The following is a 9,105-nucleotide window of genomic DNA, read 5'->3' on the forward strand; positions in this document are numbered from 1 at the left end:
CCGCGCCTTGAATTGCTCCAGCGTGGCGATGGCATCATCGGCGATCGTGTAATCGGTGAAATCGGCCGCAGGCCGCGATGAGACCGCGTAAGTGCGGTTGTAGCCCTCGCCCTTGGCCTTCGAGCGCGGTTTGTCCTCGGGATCGTTCGCGGTTTTGGCCTCGACAAGGATTTCGTTGTCCTTGTGCAGCGCGGAGCCGAGCTCGACATCGAGCTTCGTCTTCGGATCAGGCACATGGAAGACCTTGCCCACGCGTCCAGTGGCATAGCCGTGGTCTTTGAAGTGCTGCGGCAGCGTCACCACGTCTGGCAGTGCTTTCCGCAAACTCGTGCTGAGGTCCATCACGCCCGTCTTCTCCGGATAACAGCCCGTGAGAAACGAACAGCGTGAGGGATTGCACAGCGCGAACTGCGTGTAGGCATGCTCAAACCTCACCCCACGCGCCGCCAGTGCATCCATGCCCGGCGTTCTCGCCTGCGGATGTCCGTAGCAGCCAAGCGTTGTCGTGAGGTCATCGACGATGATGAAGAGAACACTCGGCTGCGCCGAGAATGATGAATGAGGAAGGACGAATGACGAAAGGAAGAGAAGCAGTGAATGGAGGCTGACGATGAATGATAAGCGCATGGAGGTGTGTCGCTGCGATAGAGGTTTTCCTTTCACTTCACCTCTAATCTCCCATCCGCATGAGCGGTGATGGTCAGCACTCGATCTTGAAGACGAATGCCGCTGATCGTGAGCGAGGGCCAGTCTTTCGGCAGGCGCGGATGCAGCTCGTAGCCATCGGCGGTGGCTTGGAAGCCGAGGAAGCCATGCAGCATCACCTGCGGCATGAGGACGCTTTCGAGGAACTCCTGGTCCATGCCGAGGCCGCCGGCGGGGCCGCCGCCTTGGAGGGTGCCGCGGCCGGGTTTGGCGTAGTAGGCGCGGTAGCCGCCTTCGCTTTGCACCTCGCGGAACCATGTGAGGATCTCGCGCAGGCGTTTCCAGGCATCGTCGGGGCCGTGCGAGTGCAGTCGCGCCATCACATCGTGAAAGCTGAAGCCGAGCACCGCGCCGCCGTCCTGGATCTGGCCGCCCCAGGGGATTTGTTCGGGGTTCGACCACGGCCAGACGTAGGTGTCGATGTTGCGCCGCGTGGTGGCTCGCGGAGCGAAGCGCCAATGATAAATGTCCGCGCCGCGCGAGGTGTCGGCGGCGATCTCGCGTTTGCCATCGAGCCAGTCGAGGATGCTGCAGGCCTGCTCGGGGCTGGCGAGGCCGTAGTGGATGGCTTCGAGGTTCACGAAGGTGAATCCGAAGTCGTAAGCGCGGCCTTCAACATCGATCCAGCCGTTGAAGCGACCCGTTTCGGCATTCCAGAAGCGTTTTTGAAAATCGGTCCGCACGGCGTCGGCGAGCGTCGTGAGGTCCTGCGCATCGAATGGCGTGCCATCGGCTGGGATCTGCCATTCGGCATGGGTTTGGATGCTTTTTTCGAGCGTGGCCATCGCACGCAGCGCATCGTGCAGATAAGCCGTCGCCATCGCGTCGTGAGCGCCGAAGGGCACGAGGTCGTAGTAGTTGTTTCCCACGCCGAGACCGGCGCGGATCGACTTTTGGCCGTCAGGCCCGATCACGATGCCGCTGCGGCCATCATGGCCCACCCAGGGGACAAAGACGTGCTTCTCCTCGCGCACGCGAAACTCCTTCAGCGCAAAGTGCAGCGCCTTTCTCATGCGCCCGATGTTTTGCCGCAGGAGCTCGACATCGCGCGTCCACGCGAAGTAGTCTCCGCAACCGCGTAGGAAGAGCGCGTTGGTGATCGGATGCCGCGTGTCGATGGCGGCAATGAGGGATTTCAAATCGATCTCCGCGCCCGCAGCGTGATCGAGTCGCAAACGATAACGCGTGAGCACTCCCGCGTGCGCCGGATGCCGGTAGAGCGGCACGTTCGCGTATTGCATGGCCTGCGGCGCGGGAAAGGCCACCACGCGACCCTCCGGCCACGTCGGCTCGCCCTCCAGCAGCCACTCGATGCCGGCCTGCGACTCCGCTTTCAATCCATGCGCCGCCCATTCCACCCGCGCAAACGGTGCCACGATGGTCCCGCAGCGAAACGGCGGTGTGGTGACCGTCACCACATCCGCCGTCGCTTTCAATTTCAGCCCCGCTGCCGGATCGATGCCGATCACCTCCGCGCCCTTGATCTCCCAGCCGTCCGTGCTCGTCAGCGCCTTCAACCCGAGCATCTGGATGGCCCAGACGTCATCCAAAATGGAGAAATGAAACCCCGGCCCGCCACTCTGCTGCCACGCCGGAAACGGCCAGCCCTCGCTGTGCGCCATGCCGCGATGCTGCTGCATCGACACATAGCCCTCCGCGTCGATCCGGCGATTCAGCAACGACGCCCGATACTGCGCCCGCTTCTTTTCCGAAGCCCAAAGCGTCGCCATCGGCAGCCAGGCATCCCACAGCGTGCAGTCCGAGAACGCCGCGTCGTGATGCAGCGCGTGGAGGTCGTTCAGCGCCTTCATCTCCGCCTCGTGGCCGGGGACGATGAACTGCGGCAGCTCCGCGGCGGCGATCTTCGTTGCGACGACGATGGCGAACAACGGTAGAAGTTTCGCTCTCACGCCGCAGAAAGGCTGTTTGGAACCAACAGGCGAACTCCATCCGATAAGGTTCAAGGCGTGGCGAGTGGTGGGTGACATCGAGGGAATCAACGGCGTGCTTGATGCCCCATTCTCAGCAATCGCCATGGAAGATTCCGCCACGGCTGTTTGAAGCCGGTTATTCGAGGTGTTCACCTTCCATGAAATGTCAGGATCATCACCATGCCCGATCTTGACGAAACCGAGTCAGAATAGCATTAGTTAGCAACTATGAACGTCGCACTCACCTCTCATTGGGAAGGATTCATTCGCCAGTTGATCGACTCCGGGCGCTACAACAACGCCAGCGAGGTCGTCCGCACTGCGTTGCGAAAGCTACAGGAAACTGAGGGCGAAATCTTCCCCGCTGGCAGCCTGAAGCACCTCTACACCAAGGAAGAAAACGCCGCCGAAACAAAGCTCGCCCGAAAAGTCCGCATCCCGAAGCCTCACGAAGTATGAAGCCTTGGGACATCTACACCTACGACTTCGGCGATGCCGGACCACACCCTGCGGTCATCGTCTCTCATCCAGACCGTGTCGCCAAAGCTGAGTGGGTGAATGTCCTGCTCTGCACCACCCAACGCGCCAACCGCTCGCCAAAAGAGACCGAGGTCCGGCTCAACGGAGCCGATGGACTTGATTGGGAAACGCTCTGTCGCTGCGATGCACTCTGGCTCGTGGAGAAATCCAAGCTCACCAAAAAACGGGGCAGCGTCGCCATCATCCGCCGCCGACAGATCGTGGACAAGATCAACGCCAGCATGGGGTGGAAGCTGGTGTGAGAGACGTTGCCTCCACGTTCTTCCACAATGACTCTCTTTCGATACTTTGACGCGCTGGGCGGATTGGCAACGCTGAGAACGAAGAAAATGCGTCTCGCAAGCCCACTGGCATTCAATGACCCATTCGAGCTTACACCTCGCCTTGAGAAGCCAAGTGATGACCTGCTTCTGAATCGTCTTAATGCATCGCATCTTGTGGAAGACTATGTGAGCATGGAACAGAGTCGGAGAGCGATCAGCCGTGACGAAGCTCAGCGAGAGTATTTCGCTTGCGAGTTACCCAAACGATTTCTCAACCTGACCAGTGACCAGGGTTGGTCGAAGAAGGAACAGCAGATGAAGTGGGACTATGTTGGAAAGATAGCTGAGAGGTTTCGCTTGCTGTGTTGCTCGCATCGGCACGATTCGATCCTCATGTGGTCGCATTACGCCGAAAAGCATCGGGGAATGGTGATCGAATTTGACCCGGATCTATTCATGCCTGGAGTATGTTTGAGCAAGCATGCACTTGATGTGGTTTACCGAAGCAGCCCTCCCACGATCCCGGCATTGCACCTGGAACCAGCTGGCTTTGAACTCGCTCTGAATGTCATGCTTTCCACGAAGGCTCTGGAGTGGAGTTATGAGGAAGAGGTTCGAATACTGTTCCCAGCTCCTGAAGGACTGAAGAATACGGACCCCTTTGATCAGGTCTTTGATCCGATGTGCATCAAAAGAATCATTGTAGGCTGCTACGATCATCCAGATTTGGGGTTGTATTCGGCAATTGATCGCATGGCTGAAGCCCCGGATTTCAAACACATTCACTTCCAACGAGCCTTTCTGGACTCGCAGGACTATAAACTTCGATTCGCGGACAGAGAGCGATAAGCTACTTTCCCGACGAAGGGACACTCGAAGGTTGTTCACTCAAATTACCCCGCACCACGGTCTTGCCCTTCGCCTTGTTGGTGACGGTGAAAGACGTACGCGAGGTGTTGTCGCTGATGTTGGCGGACTGCACGCCTTCATCGAGAACGATGTGCTCGCGGGGCAAGGCGCCGTCGATGAAGTCGCAGCCGCGCACTTGCAGGCGGCCGGATTTGGCGTGGATGAGGGTGCGGGCGGTGTTGCGCGGGTCGAGGCAGTGGATGTGGCAGTCGGTGAAGCTGACTTTGCCGCCGCCTTCGATGCGGGCGAGGCCGATGCCGTTCGCGGCATGCACGCTGCCGAACAATCCGCAGGCGCTGAACTGGAGCGGCGCGTTGTTGGTCGCCTCGACGATGATGTCGCCGTAGATCTGCGAGTTCACGAATCGCGTGCCGCTGTGCCCCTGCATCTCGACGACATGCACGGCGCGATTGCAGGTATCCGCGCCGCCACCGGTGATCATTGCATTGCCGCCGCCTTGATAAGCCGCCGCCGGGCTGGAGCAGGCGATGAACTGAAAGCCGGTCTCGTAGTCGATGCAGAAGCAGTTCGTGAGATGCTGCCAGTCGGTGCGGCCGATGATGAAGGCCTTGCCGTGCTTGCGGCGATACTCGGCCGCGCCTCCCGTCGCGCCCCAGAAGGGCCAGAAGTGGACGTTTTCCACGCGGCCCACATCGATGCAGTGATCAATGAAGAGCCCGCGATGCAGCGGCGCGGCATTGAGATTGCGGATGAAATGCCGACCGGTATGTCTGCCGCCGAAATCGACCGCTTGGTAGGGATTCACGAGCAACACGTCGATGAGCGAGCAGTTGTCCGCGCCGCTGAGTTGCGAGCTGATGGTCCACGGATAGGCGATGGGCGGATTCGTGTCCGTTTGTTCGGGATGAAACACCGCGATGCCCTTCACGGTCGCGTTGTAGGCGAGCTGGATGAAGGGCGTGGCGCTCGCATCGCCCTTCCCTGCAAACGTGAGCAGCACCGAGCCATTTGGCGCACCTTTGGCCAGCGACTCCGCCGTCCACGGAATCGTCGGCGGCGCGGTGAAGATGCCTTCGAGGGTGACGTTGAGTTTGACGATCAACGTGCCGTTAAGCCGATACATGCCCGGCGGCACAAAGACGCTGCCGCCTCCCGCCGCGTGCGCGGCATCAATCGCCGCCTGAAACGCCGCCGTGTCGTCCGTAGTCTGATCCGCCTTCGTTCCAAAGTCGCGCACATTGAGCCGGTGATCGTTGCTGGCGGGGACATTCGTTTCCGCCGCGAGCGAACTGCCAAGCATGGCGAGTCCAGCGGAGGTGAAGGCAGTACGGCGGGTGATGGGGGACATGGCGGGGCATGGCGATGGTTCCCATCACACCGGCATCGTCGTGCCGGGAATCGCGACGGGATACCAGCCATCGGCGTCCGGTTTGACGGGAGGCTCGGTGTTCCAGGTGATGTTGTCGGGCACGAGGGATTCGGTGGAGTTGAAGGCCTGATCCCAGGTGATGATCTGGCCGGTGTAGGTGGCCATGCGGCCCATGACGCCCATCATGCTGCTGTAGGCGGCGTATTCGGCGTCGATGCGGACTTTGCCGGTGCGGATGTTTTCAAAGAAGGCGTCGTGCTCGAGCTGGTAGGCGTCGGCTTTGTTGCGCGTGCGTTTGCCGACGGGTGGCTCGCCTTTGATGAGGAAGCGGCCATTCGCAGCGAGGTCCGCGATGCCTTTCGTGCCGTGAAAATGCTCGCTGACGTCCTTCTGGCACTTGCCGCCGATCTGGCAGCACTGGCTGAGGATGCGCATGCCGTTGTCGTATTCGAACTCGACGGTGTGGTGGTCGTAGATGGTGCCGTTTTCGCGTTTGTTGCGCACTTGGCGGCCGCCCTGACCGGTGGCACGCACGGGCATCTTGCCCTGCATGACCCAGTTCGCGACATCGAGGTTGTGGCAGTGCTGCTCGAGGATGTGATCGCCGCTCATCCAGGTGAAGAAATACCAATTGCGGATCTGGTAGTGCATCTCGCTTTCACCGGGTTCACGCGGGAAACCGGGGCGCGAGGTGCCATTCCAATACACACGGCCAAACACGAGGTCGCCGATCTCGCCCGCGTGCAGTCGCTGGATCATGTCGATGTAGGCAGGATCGTAACGACGCTGAAAGCCGACGCAGACATTGAGGTTCTTCTTTTTCGCCTCCTCCGCCGCCGCGAGCACACGACGCACACCCACGGCATCAACCGCGACAGGTTTTTCCATGAAGACATGCTTCCCGGCCTTGATCGCCTGCTCGAACAAAAACGGTCGCGGCCCCGGCGGTGTGGTGATGAGCACGACATCGGCGAGCTGATACACTTTCTGCCAGTCCTCGAACTGCGTGAAGACCTGATCCGGTGGCACATCGACCTGCCCTTCGTGTTTCTGCTTCAAGATATCGAGCGCGGCCTGCGCCTTGCCTTCGAGCGGATCGAGCACCGCGACGAGCTTGATCGTGGAGCCTGCATTGAGCGCCTGATTGCAAGCGCCCGTGCCTCGCCCACCGCAGCCGATGAGCGCGATTTTGATGTCGCTGCTGCCGGCAGAGGCAAACGCATGCGTGGCAGCAGAAAACGCCAACCCGGAAGTGCTGGCGAGGAAGGAACGGCGCGTCGGGGTGGTCATGGCGGTCGGTGTGTTGATGCGGTTGAGTTTTGGTAGAAAGATTAGGAGTAGAAAAATTTCAGAATCAGAGGGTTTGGGGAGATCTTTCTACCCGCAATCTTCCTACCCAATTCAAGTTCGAGTCAGGGTGGTGAATTCGACTTGGTGACGGTTGAGGTTGATCCAGTGCAGGGCTTTCAGATCGCTGAGTTGAACAAGTCTTTCTAGACTCTGCCTCTGGGCGGAAAGGTTGCGGCTGAGAGTCGTGATTCGAAAAGCCTCATCTGGTCCGCACATTTGAAAAGCCTGTCGGCCAAGTGGAACTCCGCCAAGAGACATCGGTCGGCGTTCGACGGCGCAATCGGGACCTCCAAAGTGGTGAACCAATGCTTGGTTATAGAGTGGCGCTTCCAAAAAGAGGCCGATGTCTTCAATGAACTCCACCACCGCCTTTTTCAGAGCTTCAGGCCCCCGCCATGAAGGCGTGGTTCTCACGCCGAAGCGATAACGCTCCTCCCGACTGACCGGATTGTTAACGAAACGATGACCAACCGAAGCACCTCCGAAATTGATCACTTTGCCGTGCTCGCAATCGACCAGCAGCAAGTAGTTGAGTGTCTGGCCCTCATGTTGTGTGGCGATTTCTCTGGCCACTTTGAGCTCATACACAACCTTCGCGCCGACCACCAAATCCATGCGATACTCTTTGTAAAAGCTGCCATGGCGGACGTGAATCACGACTTCGACCAAAGTCTTCCCAAGTCCGGCGGCATGTATTCGAGCTGCGAGGTCATTGTGATAGATTTCCTCATCACAACTGCGCCCAAGCAGCCGGTGTGTCTCAAAGGCAAAATTCGTGATATCGAAGTCCAGCTTCTGAAACGCTTGTTGCGACAGGCGTTCGAAAGTGACTGGGCATTCAATGGGCATCGGATTGAGTTTGGTAGAAAGATTAGGGGTAGAAAAATTTTAGAATCAGAGGTTTGGAGAAAATCTTTCTACCCCCAATTTTTCTACCATCAAAACTGCAGCAAATCGCCCACCGGCAGCGGTTTGCCCTGCCGGATGGATTCTTCGGCGACGAGGCACAGGCCGGCGCTCCAGAGGCCGTCGAGGCCGGTGGCGATGGGCTTTTTGCCGCTACGCACCATGTCGATGCATTGCGCGATCTCTTCGCGAAGCTCAAAGACCTCGCCGCTTTGCTTCGTGAGCGTCAGGTCTTCGACTTTTTCGCCGTCGAAGACTTTCAGAAACGCCGTGGGCTCCAGCGTGCGATCGAGCGCGCCGCTCCACCCTGCCCAAAGTGCGCCTTTGGTGCCGCTGACCTTCACGGTCTGATGATGCTCAAAGGCGGCGAGCGTCTGCGATACGACGGCGTAGCTGCCGTTCGCGTATTTGAACATGGCGCTGAAGTTGTCGTAGAGCGTCGGGCGCTGCGGATCGCGTGAGTTGCCGTAAGCGTAGAGTTCGACGGGATCGCCGCTGCCTTCGAGATACCAGCGGGCGAGGTCGAAAAAGTGAATCGGCTCCTCCAGCACCCACGAGCCGACGCGATTCTGATCGTAGCGCCAACCGCTCGCGCCGGTGCGGTAGGGTTTGCGCAGCAATTCGACGAGCACGTATTGCGGGTCGCCGATGGTGCCTGCGGCGATGATGTCCTTGATGCGGCCCCACTGCGAGGAAAGGCGCAACTCATGTCCCACGGCCAAATGCACCCCGTGATCGCGTGCCCCGGCCATGATGGCTTTGCAGTCGTCGAGCGTGATGGCCATCGGCTTCTCCAAAAGCACGTGTTTCCCCTTCTGCATCGCCGCGAGCGCGATTTCGCGATGCGTGTGGCTCGGCGTGGCGATGTCGATGATGTCGAAATCGGCCTTCACGATCATTTCGAGGCTGTCGGCGAAGATCTGGGCCTCGGGATACAGTTTCCGGGCTTCTTCACGCGAAGCCTCCGAAGGCGCGGAGATGGCGACTAAAGCCGCGTCAGGGTTTCCAGCGATGGATTGGGCATGAAATTTGCCCCAGGCTCCAAAGCCTGCGAGTGCGAAACGAACGGGATTCATGATGGTGGTCGAATGGGTGAGTTGGAGTCTAGGCAGTGTTTTAAAACCTCAAAAGGCGAGAGAAAGAAGTTGTACTCACGGGTTGGATAACGGAT

The 9,105-nt window shown here is 59.3% G+C and carries 9 protein-coding genes; 3 read left to right on the plus strand and 6 right to left on the minus strand.

Annotation, left to right across the window (positions count from 1 at the left end):
• Positions 1–627: sulfatase-like hydrolase/transferase (locus tag IAE77_RS00865; RefSeq protein ID WP_294220434.1), on the minus strand; the 627-nt coding region annotated here is incomplete at its 3' end.
• Between the two features lie 32 nt (positions 628–659).
• Positions 660–2,615, minus strand: a complete 1,956-nt coding sequence (locus IAE77_RS00870; RefSeq protein WP_294220438.1) for a hypothetical protein — start codon at positions 2,613–2,615, stop codon at positions 660–662.
• Between the two features lie 249 nt (positions 2,616–2,864).
• Between IAE77_RS00870 and IAE77_RS00875 the strand changes: the two genes are divergently transcribed.
• From IAE77_RS00875 to IAE77_RS00885, 3 genes are read left to right on the plus strand one after another with little or no spacing between them, the layout of a single operon-like run.
• The gene (locus IAE77_RS00875) at positions 2,865–3,095 is read left to right on the plus strand and encodes a type II toxin-antitoxin system ParD family antitoxin (protein ID WP_294220441.1); all 231 of its coding nucleotides are present in this window, start codon (positions 2,865–2,867) and stop codon (positions 3,093–3,095) included.
• Positions 3,092–3,418, plus strand: a complete 327-nt coding sequence (locus IAE77_RS00880) for a type II toxin-antitoxin system PemK/MazF family toxin (RefSeq protein ID WP_294220444.1) — start codon at positions 3,092–3,094, stop codon at positions 3,416–3,418. Before IAE77_RS00875 ends, IAE77_RS00880 begins: the two co-directional genes overlap by 4 nt.
• A gap of 27 nt (positions 3,419–3,445) precedes the next feature.
• Positions 3,446–4,288 (plus strand): DUF2971 domain-containing protein, encoded by an 843-nt coding sequence (locus tag IAE77_RS00885; protein WP_294220446.1) that lies wholly within the window; start codon positions 3,446–3,448, stop codon positions 4,286–4,288.
• A gap of 1 nt (position 4,289) precedes the next feature.
• Here the strand turns inward: IAE77_RS00885 and IAE77_RS00890 are convergent, their stop codons facing one another.
• The 4 genes from IAE77_RS00890 to IAE77_RS00905 form a co-directional block, all read right to left on the minus strand.
• Complete coding sequence (locus IAE77_RS00890) at positions 4,290–5,657, minus strand: glycosyl hydrolase family 28-related protein (protein ID WP_294220449.1); 1,368 nt, start codon at positions 5,655–5,657, stop codon at positions 4,290–4,292.
• Positions 5,658–5,681: 24 nt separating this feature from the next.
• Positions 5,682–6,968, minus strand: a complete 1,287-nt coding sequence (locus IAE77_RS00895) for a Gfo/Idh/MocA family oxidoreductase (protein ID WP_294220452.1) — start codon at positions 6,966–6,968, stop codon at positions 5,682–5,684.
• A 111-nt stretch (positions 6,969–7,079) separates the two neighbouring features.
• Positions 7,080–7,877: a GxxExxY protein gene (locus tag IAE77_RS00900; protein WP_294220455.1), complete on the minus strand. Its 798-nt coding sequence runs from the start codon at positions 7,875–7,877 to the stop codon at positions 7,080–7,082.
• Between the two features lie 89 nt (positions 7,878–7,966).
• A complete protein-coding gene (locus IAE77_RS00905) occupies positions 7,967–9,010 on the minus strand; it encodes a Gfo/Idh/MocA family oxidoreductase (RefSeq protein WP_294220458.1) in 1,044 nt (347 codons plus the stop codon).
• Positions 9,011–9,105: the final 95 nt, after the last annotated feature.

Origin of the sequence: Prosthecobacter sp. (assembly GCF_014879935.1) — a bacterium.
In the GTDB taxonomy this organism is placed as follows: domain Bacteria; phylum Verrucomicrobiota; class Verrucomicrobiia; order Verrucomicrobiales; family Verrucomicrobiaceae; genus Prosthecobacter.

Bases quoted from the DNA above. Each gene is read 5' to 3' on its own strand.
- IAE77_RS00885 (WP_294220446.1), top strand. From the start codon at position 3,446: ATGACTCTCTTTCGATACTTTGACGCGCTGGGCGGATTGGCAACGCTG.
- IAE77_RS00900 (WP_294220455.1), bottom strand. From the start codon at position 7,877: ATGCCCATTGAATGCCCAGTCACTTTCGAACGCCTGTCGCAACAAGCG.
- IAE77_RS00880 (WP_294220444.1), top strand. From the start codon at position 3,092: ATGAAGCCTTGGGACATCTACACCTACGACTTCGGCGATGCCGGACCA.
- IAE77_RS00905 (WP_294220458.1), bottom strand. From the start codon at position 9,010: ATGAATCCCGTTCGTTTCGCACTCGCAGGCTTTGGAGCCTGGGGCAAA.
- IAE77_RS00890 (WP_294220449.1), bottom strand. From the start codon at position 5,657: ATGTCCCCCATCACCCGCCGTACTGCCTTCACCTCCGCTGGACTCGCC.
- IAE77_RS00895 (WP_294220452.1), bottom strand. From the start codon at position 6,968: ATGACCACCCCGACGCGCCGTTCCTTCCTCGCCAGCACTTCCGGGTTG.
- IAE77_RS00875 (WP_294220441.1), top strand. From the start codon at position 2,865: ATGAACGTCGCACTCACCTCTCATTGGGAAGGATTCATTCGCCAGTTG.